The following is a 422-nucleotide window of genomic DNA, read 5'->3' as shown; positions in this document are numbered from 1 at the left end:
GACCGCCCTGGGCGCCCGCACCGGCCGCCTGACGGCGGGCCGCGGCCGCACCGGCGGCTGCCTGCGCGGCGGCGGGACCGCCGACGGCACCGGCGCCCTGACCGGGCTTGCCCTGCGGCTTCTTGCCGCCCTGGGCGACGTCCACGGGCAGCATGACCAGCGCGGTCGTACCACCGGAGTCGGACGGGCGCAGCTGGATGCGGATGCCGTGGCGCTGGGACAGCCGGCCGACCACGAACAGACCCATGCGGCGGGAGACGGAGACGTCCACGGTGGGCGGCGAGGCGAGCCGCTCGTTGATCGCCGCGAGGTCCTCGGGGGAGAGGCCGATACCGGTGTCGTGGATCTCGATCAGGACGCGGCCGTCGGGCAGCGCGTGACCGGTGACCTTGACCTTGGTCTGCGGCGAGGAGAAGGAGGTC

Annotated in this window: 1 protein-coding gene; it reads right to left on the bottom strand. The window is 75.1% G+C overall.

The genetic code is table 11. The features are described 5' to 3' along the window. The coding region (locus M8J74_RS11195; protein WP_249836215.1) for a sensor histidine kinase at positions 1-422 on the bottom strand (422 nt) is incomplete at both ends.

Source organism: Streptomyces panaciradicis (assembly GCF_023516615.1).
GTDB classification, from domain to species: Bacteria; Actinomycetota; Actinomycetes; order Streptomycetales; family Streptomycetaceae; genus Streptomyces; species Streptomyces panaciradicis.
The sequence above is the reverse complement of the archived record's forward strand: the minus strand, read 5'-3'. Positions and strand labels throughout refer to the sequence as shown.